At 33.0% G+C, this 16,407-nt stretch carries 15 protein-coding genes; 5 read left to right on the top strand and 10 right to left on the bottom strand.

The features are described from left to right. Positions 1–53 precede the first annotated feature (53 nt). The 8 genes from NK356_RS01810 to NK356_RS01775 all read right to left on the bottom strand — a co-directional run bounded on the left by NK356_RS01810 (position 54) and on the right by NK356_RS01775 (position 9,743). Complete coding sequence (locus NK356_RS01810) at positions 54–890, bottom strand: phytoene/squalene synthase family protein (RefSeq protein ID WP_253316075.1); 837 nt, start codon at positions 888–890, stop codon at positions 54–56. A gap of 1 nt (position 891) precedes the next feature. Continuing rightward, positions 892–2,382 (bottom strand): NAD(P)/FAD-dependent oxidoreductase, encoded by a 1,491-nt coding sequence (locus NK356_RS01805; RefSeq protein WP_253316074.1) that lies wholly within the window; start codon positions 2,380–2,382, stop codon positions 892–894. Positions 2,383–2,424: 42 nt separating this feature from the next. Then, positions 2,425–3,081, bottom strand: coding sequence for a MarR family winged helix-turn-helix transcriptional regulator (locus NK356_RS01800; protein ID WP_253316073.1), 657 nt, complete (start codon positions 3,079–3,081; stop codon positions 2,425–2,427). Positions 3,082–3,985: 904 nt separating this feature from the next. Beyond that, positions 3,986–6,526, bottom strand: a complete 2,541-nt coding sequence (gene ligD, locus NK356_RS01795; protein ID WP_253316072.1) for a DNA ligase D — start codon at positions 6,524–6,526, stop codon at positions 3,986–3,988. A gap of 48 nt (positions 6,527–6,574) precedes the next feature. Next, positions 6,575–7,330, bottom strand: coding sequence for a Ku protein (locus tag NK356_RS01790; RefSeq protein WP_367399292.1), 756 nt, complete (start codon positions 7,328–7,330; stop codon positions 6,575–6,577). Positions 7,331–7,681: 351 nt separating this feature from the next. Further along, the gene (locus tag NK356_RS01785; RefSeq protein WP_253316070.1) at positions 7,682–8,140 is read right to left on the bottom strand and encodes a MaoC family dehydratase; all 459 of its coding nucleotides are present in this window, start codon (positions 8,138–8,140) and stop codon (positions 7,682–7,684) included. A gap of 238 nt (positions 8,141–8,378) precedes the next feature. After that, positions 8,379–8,573, bottom strand: a complete 195-nt coding sequence (locus NK356_RS01780; protein ID WP_253316069.1) for a cold-shock protein — start codon at positions 8,571–8,573, stop codon at positions 8,379–8,381. A 54-nt stretch (positions 8,574–8,627) separates the two neighbouring features. Beyond that, the gene (locus tag NK356_RS01775) at positions 8,628–9,743 is read right to left on the bottom strand and encodes a DEAD/DEAH box helicase (protein WP_253316068.1); all 1,116 of its coding nucleotides are present in this window, start codon (positions 9,741–9,743) and stop codon (positions 8,628–8,630) included. Between the two features lie 383 nt (positions 9,744–10,126). On the opposite strand from NK356_RS01775, the gene NK356_RS01770 reads away from it, so the two are divergent. The 3 genes from NK356_RS01770 to NK356_RS01760 all read left to right on the top strand — a co-directional run bounded on the left by NK356_RS01770 (position 10,127) and on the right by NK356_RS01760 (position 12,253). After that, complete coding sequence (locus NK356_RS01770; RefSeq protein WP_253316067.1) at positions 10,127–11,074, top strand: beta-1,6-N-acetylglucosaminyltransferase; 948 nt, start codon at positions 10,127–10,129, stop codon at positions 11,072–11,074. A 614-nt stretch (positions 11,075–11,688) separates the two neighbouring features. Then, positions 11,689–11,964, top strand: a complete 276-nt coding sequence (locus NK356_RS01765) for a helix-turn-helix domain-containing protein (protein ID WP_253316066.1) — start codon at positions 11,689–11,691, stop codon at positions 11,962–11,964. Between the two features lie 4 nt (positions 11,965–11,968). Next, positions 11,969–12,253, top strand: a complete 285-nt coding sequence (locus NK356_RS01760) for a helix-turn-helix domain-containing protein (protein ID WP_253316065.1) — start codon at positions 11,969–11,971, stop codon at positions 12,251–12,253. Positions 12,254–12,268: 15 nt separating this feature from the next. Here the strand turns inward: NK356_RS01760 and NK356_RS01755 are convergent, their stop codons facing one another. Further along, complete coding sequence (locus NK356_RS01755) at positions 12,269–13,513, bottom strand: site-specific integrase (protein ID WP_253316064.1); 1,245 nt, start codon at positions 13,511–13,513, stop codon at positions 12,269–12,271. Between the two features lie 322 nt (positions 13,514–13,835). On the opposite strand from NK356_RS01755, the gene NK356_RS01750 reads away from it, so the two are divergent. Then, positions 13,836–14,339, top strand: a complete 504-nt coding sequence (locus NK356_RS01750) for a hypothetical protein (protein WP_253316063.1) — start codon at positions 13,836–13,838, stop codon at positions 14,337–14,339. Positions 14,340–14,387: 48 nt separating this feature from the next. Here NK356_RS01750 and NK356_RS01745 read toward each other — a convergent pair whose 3' ends face one another. Next, positions 14,388–15,416 (bottom strand): low specificity L-threonine aldolase, encoded by a 1,029-nt coding sequence (locus NK356_RS01745; RefSeq protein WP_253316062.1) that lies wholly within the window; start codon positions 15,414–15,416, stop codon positions 14,388–14,390. An 85-nt stretch (positions 15,417–15,501) separates the two neighbouring features. Here NK356_RS01745 and NK356_RS01740 point away from each other — a divergent pair, with 85 nt between their 5' ends. Then, positions 15,502–16,155 (top strand): metal-dependent transcriptional regulator, encoded by a 654-nt coding sequence (locus NK356_RS01740; protein ID WP_253316061.1) that lies wholly within the window; start codon positions 15,502–15,504, stop codon positions 16,153–16,155. Positions 16,156–16,407 lie beyond the last annotated feature (252 nt).

The raw sequence follows: 16,407 nt of genomic DNA, 5'->3' as shown, positions 1-16,407 counted from the left end.
TTTTTTATTAATTGTTAGCTCCTTGGGCAATCATTTCATCCTGTATTCTACGATCAGAAATAAGCAGATTTGTAACGGATATAACTTTTAAAAGCAACCAGCAATTTTTGTGAATTGGCAATTCTGATTCTTTGCTGCAAAATATTCTGGGAGCTTGTTCTTTTTATTTTCTCAAACAGGGAGAGATAATATCTGTAGGCAAGGTATACTCCGAAAATGGATGATCCAGGCAGTTTCTTAATTCCCTGCAATGCTTCTTTGAATTCTTCTTCAATTTCTTTTTCAATCTGGGTTTTTACAATATTATCAAAGACTGACATATTCAGGGAAGGAAAATAAGTTCTTCCTAAAAGCTGATAATCATCTTTAAGATCCCGCAAAAAATTTACTTTCTGAAAAGCAGATCCCAACTTCATTGCAAAGGGTTTAAGTTTATCATATTGCTGTTTGTCACCTTCTGTAAATATCTGCAGACACATAAGCCCTACAACTTCTGCAGATCCGTATATATACTCTTTATACAGTTCAGAATTATAATCAATTTTATGAAGATCCATTTCCATACTCCGTAAAAACTGATTGATTAGCTTTATATCAATATCATACTGGCGAACTGTTTCCTGAAATGAATGCAAAATAGGATTGAGTGATATTCTATCTTCAAGCGCTTCATAAGTTTCAGCTTTTAATCTCTTCAGAAGCTTTTCTTTATCATAGCCATGAAAACTATCTACGATTTCATCAGCAAGGCGCACATACCCATAGACTGCATAAATAGCAGGCCTGATAGATGGCTTCAGGGCAAGTATTCCTAACGAAAAACTGGTACTGTATTTTTGGGTAGTGTACTTACTTACTTCGTAAGACAATTCATCAAACAGCTTTTTCATATTATTTTATTTTTAGTTTACTAACTTCAGCCGCCACAATTTTCCCTGAAATTACCGAGGGAGGAACTCCGGGCCCAGGAACCGTTAACTGCCCCGTATAGAAGAGATTCCCGATCTTTCTGTTCCTTATTTTGGGTTTTAAAACTGCTGTCTGCGACAAAGTATTAGATAACCCATAGGCATTACCCTGATAAGCATTATAATCCGAAATAAAATCGCTTACGCAATAGCTTCTCTTATATTCAATTCTGGAAATAAGATCGGTCTCACCGGTATGTTTTTCAATTCTTTCAAGCATTTCCATCAAATATTTTTCCCTAACAGATTCCTCATCATGTATCCCAGGGGCAAGTGGTAGCAGTAAAAAAAGATTCTCACAACCTTCAGGAGCAACATCCGGATCTGTTTTGGAAGGACAACATGTATAAAAAAGAGGCTTCTTGGGCCATTTTTTATTTTTATAAATACAATCTATATGATGATCAAGTTCATTTTCAAAAAACAAAGTATGGTGCTTTAAATGGGGTATTCTTCCTCTGATTCCCAAATAATAAATAAGACAAGAGGGTGCGAAAGTTCTCGTCTTCCAATATTCTTCGTTATAGTTTCTGAGCGATTTGGGAAGCAATCTTTCTGTATGATGATAATCTGATGAAGCAATTATCGCATCAAATTCATATGTTTTATCTTCCGCTAGTATGGAAACTACTTTTCCATTTTCCGTATTTATTTTTTGTATTTCATGATTAAAATGAAACGTTACCCCCTGTTTTTCTCCTATCTCTTTCATAGCAAGAACTAGTTGATAAAAGCCTCCCATTGGATATTTTGTACCCAGAACATAGCCTCCGTAATTCATAAGACTGTATAGGGCGGGAATCTGCTGGGGAGAAGCTCCGAGGAATATAACAGGAAACTCCATCAGAGATTTTAATTTTTCATCAGAAAAGTATCCCGAAACATACTTTCGGAAATTACTGAGAAGGTCAAGCTTGAAAGCACTGTTTGCAATTTTTAAAGAAGCAAATTCAAGCCAGTTATAGCAAGGCTTGGTAACGAATTCCTTCATTCCGATTTCATACTTAAATTTAGCAGACTCCATAAATATGTCATACTGCTTACCTGCCCCACTTTCTATTGCTTCGAAGAGGTCTCTAATAGCATTATTATCTCCAGGAACAGAAACTTTTTCTCCTGAGAAAACCATTTCAAACTGAGGATCCAAAGAAACAAGATGAAAAAAATCGGATGTTTTATAGCCGAAATCATTGAAAAATCTCTCAATAATATCAGGCATCCAGTACCAGCTAGGGCCCATATCAAAAACATACCCTTCATCTGTTTTAAATTGCCTTGCTCGACCACCAGGTTGATGATGCTTTTCAAATACATGCACTTCATTGCCGGATTTTGCGGCATAAGCCGCTGCTGAGAGTCCTGAAAACCCAGATCCTATCACTGCAATTCTCTTTCTTAAGTTTCCAGTTATCATTGGTATTTATTTAAAAGTTTTAACAGATAATCTTATATTGTATCAACTCAATTTTTTATTCACCACATCCAGTAAACTATCATTTGCCAAATTCATTTGGTAAAAAGAAGCATGGAATTCATCAAGTTTAGAGAGTATGGCTATGAGCAACATTTGCTCAGAATGTGTTAAATTTCCCACAACAGCTTTGGAAGCTTTTCGAATTTCTTCCATATGCTCTTCCAGCACAGCAATTCCTTTCTCCGTTATGGTAATATGTTTTGTTCTTTTATCTTTCTGAGAAACGGTTTGTTCTATCCACTGATTATGGATTAGACGATTGATAATAAGAACACCTGTAGATTTCTCACTTACATTATGTCTTATCAGCTCCATTTTTGTCATAGGCCCCATCGCCTTCAGACTAATCATGTAAATAAAATCATCCTGACTTGAAAAAACAGATTTTCCTATAGATCTTGAGTACATTTTCGCATACCTGCCAATTCTTACGAATAAGGTATTAATAACGCTATCAGAACTTCTTCCTAATTCCTTACCTATCCAAAGCGGATCTTCTGAATTAGAATCATCTTCAAAAGAAGTATTAATCCATTGTATAAATCCTTGAAGATCGTTATTATACAATATTTTATCTTCATTTTGTTCAGTGAACTTCTGGACGAGTTCTACAACTGATTTTATAAGATCAAAATTCACATCAAACAAATTAGTATACAAATATACTAAAATAAGAATATAAATATACTTTTATTTTAAATAATAAAATGAAAGTATTTCGACATAAAAACGACATGTAAAGGATTGAAATTCATTAAATAACTAATATGATATAGATAACAAAGGGAAATTAGGATAAAGCACCTGGGAGGTATTAGTATATTTATATCCTAAATGAATTTTTAATATATATAAAGGTTTTGAAGCTATTCACTTTTGTGGAAAGGTTTTAATATGCGAGTATTAATACACTTATAGGCGTCTTTTTGATTTTGCACTCTTCTATCTATTTACTTCAAAATTTATTCGCTCATCTCAAAAGGATAGCCAACGCTACAGGAATTCCCACTAAATTTTTAAAGCTATATTTTAAGCAAAATTAAGTGGCTTAATATTTATAATTGGCAAAGGAATTTAGAAATCCGTGCTAGATTAGACTAAGCGAAGGTATCTCATCTATAAAGGCAATTGAAGATATGCTCATTTTTATAAAATAGCAAAAAAGCCTTAACTAAAAAAAGTTAGGCCCATATTTATATAGCTTCTAATAAATTTACGGTTACAAAAAGACTCTAGTTTGGAAATCTTCATTTATGTAAGTAAAAAATTATAAAAATCCTTCCCCAAAAAATTTAGCATAAAATAATTAAATATTCCTATTTACGCTTGATTGGTTCGACGAAATAATTTTATTAAAGGATTATTGGTTATTAATAATCTTAGTAAATCCAAAGTTAGCAGCAGCTATTTCGAAAACCTATTATGGAAATGGTATGAATAAATAGTCAGTTCGACCCAACTCTAATTACTAAGCGGTGAAAGAAAGCAATTATTCTTAATTAGCATATGAGTATTGATTTTGTGAATATTTCAATTATTTATCTTATATTTCTAATCGTTTAATAGCTCTTAAAAGATCAATTCCTTTCCCCAAAATCGATTTGAAAAGATCTCCTTTTTCCTGCAATCGCTCAGCCATATTCAGGATCGTAAAATCTGTCGGATGGAGGCCTTTTTTTACTTCACTCCATTCTAATGGCGCGGAAACAGGAGCCCCGGGTTTTGGGCGTACGCTGTATACACTTGCCAATGTCTGTGCTCGTCTGTTCTGTAAATAATCCAGATAAATTTTATTCTTATCTCTTTTTTGAAGACTTCTTTCGAGCGTAGTTAGCTCCGGAAGCTCCTGATGAACCAGCTGCATAAGCACATGCCCAAAATCTTTCACCTGATCATAGGGATACTTGGCTCCCATTGGAATATATATATGCATACCAGAACTTCCGGATGTTTTTGGATAGCCAATAATACCTGCTTTATCCAAAACCTCCTTAACAGCCAATGTTGTTTCTATAACATCTTCAAATGTGTTTTTTTCAGAAGGATCAAGATCAAGCACCAAATAATCGGGAAAATCTGCCTTCGGTATATGGCTTGTCCAGACATTCAGTTCAATACATCCTAAATTATTCAGATATGCCAAGGTTTCTTTATCATTACAAAGAATATAATTGATGTATTTGTCGTTACTTTCAGAAAATATTTTTTGAAGAGTCACCCAGTCCGGCGTATTTTCATCAGCATCTTTCTGATAGAAGCTCAGTCCTTCGATTCCATTGGGAAAACGGTTGAGTGATTGGGGACGGTTTTTCAGATGGGGCAAAATAAATTTGGCAATGCTCTGATAATAATCTATAATCTCCCCTTTTGTAATGCCATCCGCCGGAAAGTATATTTTATTCTGATTGGTCAGCGTAATCTGCTGTTTTCCGATTTTTTTGACTTTATCTGTTGTTGTTTTCTTTGTGGGGGACTTGGCTTTCATCTTGGGTTGTTTTTGAGTTAAATCCGTATCAAATTTTACCTCTGTATCATCAATGTCTTCTCTTAGTCTTAAAAAAACCGGATGACGATAGATATGATCTTTCGTGAGTTCTGTATATTTTATTTCAGCTACCAATTCAGATTTAAGCCATGTTGCTTTGGAATTGGTTTTAGGAGTTATTTTAAATGCTGATTGCTTTACTACCAGAGGTTGTAATTTTTGATGAATCTCTTTAAGACTTCGATCTGTAAATCCTGTTCCTGTATGTCCGCAAAATACGAGTTCTCCATTTAAGTATTTTCCTAAAATAAGAGATCCGAACTCCTTTCTTGAGCCTTTGGGAGCGGTGAAACCACAGATCAGTGCTTCGTCAGTTTTATGGATCTTTATTTTCAACCATTCGGAGCTTCTGGTGTTTTCTTTATATTCACTGTCTGCTTTTTTGGCTATAATTCCTTCCAATCCCATATTTTCGGCAGCCTGAAAGAAATCTTTTCCGTTTTGAAGAATATGATCATGATACTTGATAATGTCATTTTCAATTAAAGCTTCTTTCAGTAGTTCTTTTCGCTGTAAATAAGAAAGGTTTTCTGTGGAATGTCCATTCAGCCATAGTAAATCGAATACCTGATAAAGGAGGACCAATTCGGTATTTTGTTCCCCTATTCTCTGTAGCCATTGAAAATTAGGTTTTCCTTTTTCATCATAGGCAACTATTTCTCCATCCAGGACCATTTCGTGATTCTGAATTTTGAGTGCATCTGCAACTTTTTTGAATGATTTTGAAAAATCAAGACCGTTTCTGGAATACAGCCTGCTTTCACCTTTTCGGGTATCGGCAATAGCTCTATATCCATCCCATTTTATTTCAAAAGCCCAATCTTTGTCATCAAACGGTTGTTCATTTGTTTTACAGAGCATAGGCTTTATAAAATCAGGAAGCTTTTTCTCACCAGAAAGTGCCGGAGCATAATTTTTATAATGTTTTAAGCTTTCCCCTGCATTATTTTTTTTTTTACTGCTTTTCTCCTTCAGATAAGTTGTAACTTTAGAATTTTTTGTGGTATAATCTTCTGCATCATAGTCTTCTTGAACGGCATAACGATCTTTATGTTTGATAAGAAGCCAGGCATTTTCCTCTGTTGAATTTTTAATTTTGACCAAAGCAAATTCACCTTTCAATTTTTTACCGTGCAAAATAAACTTAAGTGATTGCTTATGTAGTTCCGAACGCATGATCAGATCATCACTTTTTCCTTCTATTTTTTCCAAAGGTTCATAGGTTCCTTCATCCCAGATTTCCACTTCACCGGCACCATAATTTCCTTTGGGAATGCTTCCTTCAAATGTGCGGTATTCATAAGGATGATCTTCCACCATCATTGCCAGTCTTTTATCAGAAGGATTAAGGGAAGGTCCTTTCGGAACTGCCCAGCTTTTAAGAACACCCTCCATTTCAAGTCGGAAATCATAATGCAAACGTGTTGCTGCGTGACGCTGAATCACAAATCTCAGTTTTGCTGTACTTTCCTTTTCTTTGCCTTCCGGTTCGGAAGTTACCTTAAAATCTCTCTTTTTATGATATTCTTCTAATGGCATCTTACAAAAATTTAAAGTTAAACGAAAAATGATTATTTGATTAAAATCTTATCCTGCTTTTCTTTTTCCTGACTCAAGGCTGGCCTTCAACATTGCCATAAGGTCAGTCGCTTTTCCCGAAGGCTCTTTTGTTTCCTTAACTTTTGCCCTTTTACCTTTTGCTTTCTGCTTTATAATTTTCAAAAGATCTTCATTATAAGTATCACTGTACTTCGAAGGATCGAAAGTCTCCGCTAAAGATTTAATTAATGTTTCCGCCATTTTGAGTTCCTCAGCTTTCGGTGCTTTTCCTGACGGTATTTTCAGATCTTCATACGTTCTCATTTCTTCCGGATACCTCATTCGGTTTACCATGAGAATTTCATCTTGATAAGGACGAATCATGCACAGAATTTCCCTTTCTCTTAAGATAAAAGAACCTATCCCTGCCATTTTTGTTTTCATTAGGGCTTTCAACAATAATTTATAGGCTGCCTCTCCATTTTTTTGAGGTTCTAAAAAATAAGGGGTTTCGAAAAGTGCAGGATCCACTTCTTCTTCTTTTACAAACTGTAAAATACTGAGAATTTTTGATTTTTCAGGACTTACCGCCTGAAAATCCTCATCTTCTAAAACAATGTATTTATCTTCTATTTTATAGCCTTTTACGATATTTTCCCACGCTACTTCTTTGTTAGTATTTTCATTTACTCTTTTGTATTTGATATTGCTGAGATCTTTTTTATCCAGCATATCCAGATCTAATGTACTCGATGCACTGGCCGAGTACAACTTGATCGGTATATTTACCAATCCAAAACCTATTGCTCCATTCAGATTGCTCTCATATTTTTTTTTAACTGTTAGAGTACAAAACCTTTTCCAAATTGATGTAAATGCAATTTATTTAGAGGTATTTATAAGTTATTTAACACCTTTCTTTTTAAGCCTAATTTTCTTAAAGATGCAGCATAACCCGCAAAGCAATTCGCCATTTTATTGCAAATAATTCAGCAAAGTTTAGATCTATTCTATATCACATTATTTTGTCTTAAAGCCATTTTCATGAGATTCAATACGATTGATATGTAGAAACTTACCCTTCTTTGTAAAACAGCACTGCATTAAGCATATGTGGGAAAGCCAAATGTATTAATCCCGAAGTTACATTTTCTGCTATAGAAAATGGTAAAGAAAAATGACATCTCCTATATAGGCCGGCCTTGAGGCATTTCTTATAAGCAGTTTTGCTTCCATAACTACCTTGACCGTTCCTCTAAGATCAATTACTGATTTTACAGTGGCTTCTAGTTTCACATCACTCCCTACAGGAACAGCCTGGCCAAACTTAAGATTCTCAATTCCGTAATTGATTTCCATTTTTACATGTCTCACCTCTGCAATTTGCTTCCATAGATAAGGAATCAGTGATAACGTTAAGTAACCGTGAGCGATGGTAGATTTAAAAGGCCCCTCCCTTTCTGCCTTTTCTTTATCAAGATGAATCCACTGACAGTCTAAAGTTGCTTCAGCAAACCTGTCAATTTGGGCCTGATTTATCTTATGCCAAGCAGAAGTACCTATCATTTTACCTTCAAGAGCTTTATACTCGATAAAATTATTGATGATAATCATAGCTATACGAAATTCTTCTGTTTTTTTATTAAGTTAACTTTTGCTTAGAAAACCTCTCGCATAAAGCGAGAGGCAAATGAACATAATGAAAATAAAAAGTAATGTATTTATATTAATGCCCGTTCAAATAATATATCCAGACCAATAAGTATGGATTCTGAATTTGTAAAAAAATATAAAATTATAAAACTGGAATTGCAAAAAATTATCTTTCTAAATATCTAAAATCATGTTTAATTTAGGCCAATTTTACATTGACAGCATTTAACCCTTTTTCACTTTTTTGTACATCAAAAATGACTTTATCATTTTCACGAATTGAAGCTACAATCAACCCTGAAGAATGGACAAATATATCTTTACTCCCATCTGCAGGAGAAATAAATCCGAAGCCTTTTGCTTCATTAAAAAACTTTACTGTGCCTTGTTGCATTTTAATTATTATTAAGATTATGTATTATATACTGTAAAATTTACAGTGTTATTTTTAAAGTATTCCGACAGGTATTGTAAAACCTATCCTATTTTGAATATCATGTAAATTCAAATGTTCATTTGCTGTACAGAATGAAATGAGGGAACCATCATTTATTGATATTCTTATCCTTTCAGTTCTTTCAATATAAACATTCAGAGTGTCTGGAAAATCATAGTTCACAATATTCGATAAACCACTGATAAACAAACCCTTTATAGCACTATCTGTACTAATTAAAATTTGAATTTTTCCATTTTTAAAATCATCCAGAATATTATTGTTTACAGCTGTAGATGTATTTCCATGAATAGATTCTGTAATAATTCCAGCATTTTTTAATTCTGCTAAAAGGTTATCAGCAATGTATTTATTCTTAATAAAAACTAAAGATTGTTTACTCCTGTTTTTTTTCACTAAATAAATAAGCAATTCCTGCTTATCTCTGTTTTCAACAAAATAGACACTTTGCTTTATACTTTTTATCGGAATTAGTGAATCTCCAGTTGATATTTCCTTAGGGTTATTCAGAAGTACTGATACAGATTTTTTCACAGTATTTGAAATTATTTCACAAAAAACAAGAGTTTGTACATTCGTAGGAATTATTTCCTGAATATTCTTCATTCCTATCTTAAATGTCTTTTGATCCATTTTATCTACATCATATAAAACCAGCATTTCCAATTTAGAAAAGTTTATTGGCATTTTATCAATAATTTCAAAGAGCCTTTCTGGTGTTGCCAACAAAACATCTATTCGTCTTTTGAATTCAGAAGCTTGACTTTCCTTTGATGATCCATCATGTATGCGAAGCTGTAAAAGAGTTACATATTTACTATATAATATAAGCTTACGTTCAATGTCAACAACTAGTTCATCTGTAGAAGCAAGTATTAAAACTCTAATCTTCATATGTTCAGCAGGATTTCTATTTAGCAGTTGAAGTATTGGGACTGCAAATGCAGCTATTTTGCCGCTTCCTTTTGGTGCATATGCCAACAAGTCATTTCCTTTTAAAACAACAGGTATTACAGCATTCTGTATCTCGGTTGGTTTTGAATATCCCGCTTCCGTAATTGCACGGATGATCGGATTAATTAATTTTAAATTTCTGAAACTTATCATGTCCCCTTTTTCTTCTTTCTCTAATTTTTAGAAAATGCATTTTTAAGAATTAAATGTACTTTAAGAACTAATTTTAATTCTTAGTGCTATGCACGCCAACTATTTTCTATTGACAAAACTTATAATGTAGAGATTAACTCTATCTAGAAAACGTAGTTGATAATTGGGCAGCTGAAATAGCAAAACTGAATGATAAAAAATATGATTTAAAATATTGCAGAGTAGCGAAGGCAGAAACCTGTTTTATAAATACTTTTCAAATATACATTAAAACAGACCAACAGCAATGAAATATAATTAACTGATTTTCAAAAATATATTCATACCTTACGCATAAAAACAGAATTGTTTGCGAAGTGCGGATGATTTTAAAATTCCATCTTATGCAACAGTTCACAGTTACCCCACAGCCTAAGTTTCAGTCTTTACAAACTAATACTCCTTTTCAAATTAGAATAGCTTATTTTATCATGATACATCACAAGCCTGATATTTTTAAATCGATGTTTGATAAAATTTACACAAGAGATCAATTTTATCTTATTCATATTGATAGGAGTGCGACAGATGACTTTACTGAGGAAATTCAACAATATCTAATCCATTTTCCAAACGTATATATTCTGGAAAGTATAAATATTGTGACAGGCGGCTTTAGTGTAATCCAAGCAGAACTTAACGCCATGGAATATCTTCTGAATGTAAGCAAAGAATGGGACTATTTTATTAATTTAAGTGGGGAAGACTTTCCACTTAAATCACAAAATATTATCCGTCAGTTCCTTACTGCTAATATTGGAAGAAATTACCTATTCTACTACGATCAAAAGCTTTATAGACCAGATACGTTGCAAAGAATACAGAACCATTTTACAGAACTCAACCATAAAATATCATCTTTAATTTATAAAAGAAAATTTATGGATGGTGTTACACCATATATTGGCGGAAAATGGTTTATTTTCACAAAAGACACCTGTATTTTCCTAACTAATAATAAGAGAGTAATGGATTTTGAAGATTACTATCTTCACACTCTTTTACCAGCAGAATCTTTTTTCCAGACGGTTCTTATGAATACAGCATTTAAAGACATTATTGTAAATGATGACAAAAGGGCATCGATTAAAAATTTTTTTTTCAATAAAAATCGGTACTATACAAATTTTATAGAATCCCTTAAAAGCAATAATCAGCTTTTTATCCGTAAAATAAATAAGGAGACAAATCAAATTATTCTACAGTACATTAATGACACTTATCTTCTTCCTTTAACAAAAGTGGATGAGATCGAAAGAGAATTAAAAAGGAATGATAAAGAAAATAATTAGTTTTAAAATTATATTTTGAAACTCTACCTTCGCTATTAATAATAATAAAATTTTATAGGATAGATCTGTGTCCGAATGAAATTTCTGGGTTTAGCTAGTTTATTATTTTTACTTTTAAGTATATTAGAACTAAAATTATTTCATAGAGTATAAAAATATACAATGTAAAATAGGTATTAAAACGGCTTATCCCCCGAATCAAAATATTCATAGATACTTCCTATCCGCAATAAACCTTCTTTAAAAAATTCGAGAAATCTTCCGTTGGGGCTTCAAAAAAAGCAATTTGACTCTTTAATAATCCGATTGTGTAGCCTAATCATATATATACTGCATTAAAAGACCTCAAACTTTATTATATTTCCGAATCAACATGTTCAAAAAATGTGGCATTGATTATAAAAAATGACCAGTAGATCATGCAAACTGCAATAAAAGATGAAATAAGGTTTTTATTGTAAATATTTACTTAAATATTGATCTGATTAATCTGCTTTTTTATAACATCTTACAGAATACCCAAAGGAGCCATTCACAACCTACTACTGCAATTGAAAGACAGGATGAATACTTATTTTCAACAGTCCCATAGCTTCATAATTAAAAATTGAATTATGGAATTTATACTCATAGAAAAGAAAGCTTACGAAGCCTTGAATAATGAAATCGTAGGGCTTAACAAATTACTTTCAGAAATAGCTGCACCATATCAACCCACCTATAGTAAAAACAGGTGGCTGGATAATCAGGAGGTATGCCAGCTTTTGAATATTAGTAAAAGAAGCCTACAAAGTTATAAGCAAAAAGGTCTATTGCCATGTACCTGCATCAGTAGGAAAAATTATTTTAAATATGATGATGTAATCGCACTAGTTCAATCAAAAAATTAAAAGTATGGAATCTATAAAAGACGCTACCGAAGAAATTTTATCCTGGCTTAAAGATTTGAATGCTAGTAAAAAACATATTGAACAGATCAGCAGATATTTAAGGCCTGCCCATCAGGAAGAAAAATATTTAACCGGTGATGAAGTATCTCGCTTACTTCATATTAGCAGGCGCACACTTCAACAATACCGAGACGATCACATATTGCCTTTTGTACAAATTCAGGGAAAAATATTATATAAGGAATCAGATATTTTGAACCTGTTGGAAAATAATTACAAAGGAAAATGATATACTACAAAAATATTATGAGTTAAAAGCCGCTTCTAACTCCTTAAATTTATGAGATACTTCTTCCATATCCCGACCCACTTTCTCATTCAGGATTTTAGCATAAATCTGGGTGGTGGCTATGTTTTTATGCCCCATCATTTTACTAAGACTTTCCAATGGTACACCTTCGCTTAAAAACAAAGTAGCAAAGGTATGTCGTGCTATATGAAAGGATATTTTTTTCCCTTTAAGGCATTCCACTTCCTCAGCTAGCTTTTTAAGATTAAGATTACATTGATAGTTGCCTACCATATTAAAGAGGAGACTGTTCTTTGCAGTACCTTCATACTTTGCAATAATCTTTTTAGGGATATCGAGCAATAAAACATTGGATGATATTGTTGTTTTTTTACGCCTAAGAATGATCCATAAATTACCATCAAAAAATTCACGTATATGTCTTTTATCCAACCTTTTAATATCGCTGTAAGATAGTCCGGTAAAGCAACTAAATAAGAACATATCTTTTATGTACTCGATATTTTTTTTCATCGGCTGATATTCTATAAGCGCTTCCAGTTCTTTTTTCATAAGGTAACCTCTGTCCTCATCCTTACGAATATTGCTATACTCAACAAAAGGATTATCATAAAGTAACTTTCGACTTATGGCCAGCTTTACAATTGTTCTTAATGATACCATATACGCCCATATTGTATTGTGACAGTTCTTTTTTTCATTACGCATATAATAATCGAAATCCTGCACAAAAGCACAATTAATTTCCTTTAAGAACATATCCTTTTTGGTATAATTGAACATAATAAAACCAGCTAAATTGTTACGAAGTATGGAATACGTAGAACAAGTACCTTTAGAACGTGTACCACTAGCTACTTTCCTTTTAAAGTCCAAGATAAAATTATCCAGAAATTGCAAGAGTGTGAGTTCATTACTATCCAAACCTAGAAAAGTATTTTTCAGTTTTTCAGTAGACACAGTACCATCCTTATCCAAAATCCTCGAATAACACTGCTCTATACGGACTCTTATTTTATCCAGTCTTTGGTTGGTTTCTAATGCCTCCCTACTTTTACCATTTACCCTCCCATATTTTAAATCCCATTGCACTGGATTAATTTCCAACTTAGTGCTAAACTGAGAGATATTACCATTAATGGTTAATCTCGCCATAATAGCTACTGTGCCATTTTTCTTAGGTGCGTTTTTTTTAAGGTAAAATAATAACTTAAAAGTTGACCTTTTAGAACTTTCCATAACTCAATGTTTGGTATTTAAAATTAAGCTTAATGGAGTTACGTGGCAGCATGAAACATAAAGCAAAACACTGAATTACAACTACTTACAAATTAAAAACTAAAAAAAACATAGGTAATGATTTGGTAACCTGCTTTTTCAGTTAGAACTTCTTTAAGTAGCATTTCTGTGCACCATTTCAATTTTACAATTCCCCTAAAAATCCTTTATTCATGAGAGATTTCACCCGTTTTTACATTTTTCTGAGAGTTCAGGACTTTTAATATACAAATACTATTATTATTTTAGCAGAATAGAAATTTGATTTTTAACAATTAAGGATATGAAAAAATTAATCTTATTGGGCGCTGTATCAGCTTTTTTAATCAATTGTAATAAGAAAACTGAAGCACCGGCTCCCAAAGTGGAAGCAGATACCATTGCTGTGGAAGAACCTGTAATAGATACTCTTGGACCAAAATCGTTCTGTTATATCGGGGCTACAGGAAAAGACAGTGTTTTTGCTTCTATTGATGACAATTTAGGAACAATCACCGGAAAATTATCTTATAAAAACAGCGAAAAAGACAGCTCAAAAGGAGATGTAACGGGTTTCAAATCCGGAGATACCTTGAAACTAACTTATGAATTTACTTCTGAAGGTAAAAAAAGCAAGAGAGATATCTACTTCCTTCAAAAGGATAATGTTTTGACGGAAGGTATTGGTGATCATAAAGAGGAAGACGGACAATCTAAATATGCTGATGAGAAAAAGATAAGCTATAAAGACGGACAGAAGCTAAGCCCTGCAGATTGTAAGGTGGTAAATGAAGCGTTGAAAAAATAATCTGTTATAAAAACAAAAACAGCCTTTTTTCAAGGCTGTTTTTTTATGCTAATTCTGTTCAATCATTTCAATAAAGCGGTTTACAGCTTCATCTCCTGTACTCCATGAAGTAATAAGACGAATGGCTGAAAAATTTTCATCTATTTTTTTCCAGACATAGAATTCAAAATTCTCTGATAACACCTCTATAAGTTGGTTATTGAGAATAGGGAAAATCTGGTTGGTATAAGTATCTGAAAGAAAAGCTGTTCCTTTTTCCTCCAAAGCTCTTTTAATTTTCATGGCCTGTTGATTGGCATGTTGTGCCAGATCAAAATACAGGTTGTCCTTCATCAGTTCCAAAAACTGAATTCCCAATAATCTACCTTTTGCCAGTAATGCTCCTTTTTGTTTGATATTAAAAGCAAAATCTTCCTGCAGCACAGGATTATTAATCACAATTGCCTCTCCTATCAAAGCTCCGTTTTTAGTTCCTCCAAGATAGAAAATATCGGTAAGAGCAGCTACTTTTTCCAGGGTAAGATCACTGATCTCCGCTGTCAGACCATGTCCAAGTCTTGCTCCATCCATAAACAGATATAATTTATTCTGCTTACAAAATGCTGAAAGTTCTTCCAACTCTTTTTCCTGGTAGATTGTTCCCAGCTCTGTAGAATTGGAAATATACACCAGTTTAGGCATCACCTGATGCGGTACATTACTGTGTCCTTCTAAAATGGGAATAATATCCGACGGTTTTAATTTACCATCTGCAGATTCAATGCTTAATACTTTATGACCTGTTGCTTCGATAGCTCCTGTTTCATTATTCAGGATATGCCCGGGAGCAGCAGAGATAACACACTGATAAGGTTTTAGAATGGCAGAAATAACAATTAAGTTAGCCTGTGTTCCTCCAGAAACTAAAAAAACTTCCGAATCCGGATTGTTGATTTTTTCTTTAATTAATGCTTTCGCTTTTAATGAATACTCATCTTCTCCATAGCCAGCCTGCTGTACAAGATTATGCTGTGAAAGTGCCTGTAAGATATTAGGATGACATCCTTCAGAATAATCGTTTTTGAATGAAAATTTCATAGAGTAAAAGTAAAAAAAGTTAAAATAACAAGAGTCAACTTTTCATTTTATTTTGTTAGATTTGTACTGAAAATCATCTAACATTTTGAAAACAACCCTAACAGAAGAGAATTACCTGAAAGCTTTGTTTCATTTAGTTGACAATGAAGGAAAGGTTACGATTAATGAGCTCAGCAAATTTTTAAATGTAAAAATGCCGAGTGTCAATAACATGATGAAGAAATTTGCGGAAAAAAAGTGGGTCATTTATGAAACCTACAAACCCTTAATCGTTACAGAAAGTGGAAGACGTGAAGCTGCCCTGGTCGTTCGTAAACACCGACTTACCGAAATGTTCCTGGTGAAGAAAATGAATTTCGGCTGGGAAAACGTTCATGAGATAGCAGAACAGCTGGAGCATGTGCATTCTCAAATCTTCTTTGATAAAATGGACGAAATCCTGGATCATCCTAAATTCGATCCTCATGGAGAACCTATTCCTGATAAAGATGGTAATATAATCGCTCAGTATCTGCAAAAATTAAGCAGTTGTGAACCAGGAGAAAATGTAACTTTTGCTTCTGTTACTCTTTCCGACGATGCTTTCCTGACCTATCTGAACGACAGAAAATTGCTGCTTAATACAAAAGTGAAAATTGTAAAAATTGAAAGTTTTGATAAATCCATGACGATAGAAATTGAGGGCAAAACAGAAATTTTAAGCAAAAAAGCGACTGAGAAAATACTCGTAAAGAAATAAGTCATTAAACTGAGAAAATAAACCTCACAGGTTTTAAAAACCTGTGAGGTTTGCTTTAATTCATCAAAAAATTTAAACCATTAAGGAAGATTTAAGAAATAAAGTATAGTTAAGATAAATCATTCTGATTTTAAGCTTACAGCGAAACTTTACTTAATACTCTATCCTAAATAAAGAAGCCGTCTCATTTTCCTTGAGGCGGTTTTTGTTTATAAACTACCCATATTATTTTTTTAGGATGATTTTTTTGAT

The organism is Chryseobacterium sp. S0630 (assembly GCF_024158915.1).
Taxonomy (GTDB): domain Bacteria; phylum Bacteroidota; class Bacteroidia; order Flavobacteriales; family Weeksellaceae; genus Chryseobacterium.
The sequence above is the reverse complement of the archived record's forward strand: the minus strand, read 5'-3'. Positions and strand labels throughout refer to the sequence as shown.